This window comes from Lacinutrix sp. MEBiC02595 (assembly GCF_053601555.1).
The window spans coordinates 1-317 of record NZ_JBSHNU010000019.1 but is presented as its reverse complement, the minus strand read 5'-3'; the positions used below and the strand labels follow the sequence as shown (position 1 = coordinate 317).

1 protein-coding gene is annotated in these 317 nt (G+C 43.8%); it reads right to left on the bottom strand.

Annotation, left to right across the window (positions count from 1 at the left end; genetic code table 11):
- On the bottom strand, positions 1-317 hold a 317-nt coding region (locus ACVCZW_RS00050), incomplete at both ends, for a hypothetical protein (RefSeq protein WP_452231283.1).

The following is a 317-nucleotide window of genomic DNA, read 5'->3' as shown; positions in this document are numbered from 1 at the left end:
CCAGTTACCGTTCCTGTAGTAGTATAACCATCTGTTCCGGCTGCAACTGTTCCACTTACTGGTACGGTTACTTCCGTTGGTTCTGTTCCTTCTGTTAATGTTGCTCCAGTTGGTAAAGTTGATTCATCCACTTGGATATCCACTGTTCCGGCTGGTACACCTTCTATAGTATAAGTTCCATCTGCTGCTGTAGTTGCTGTTGGCTCTCCTGCGTCTAATACACCATCGCCATCTAAATCTGCAAATACAGTTACTGGAGATGTGAATCCGGTTTCTGTTCCATTTTGTGTTCCATCACCATCTTCATCGTTATATAC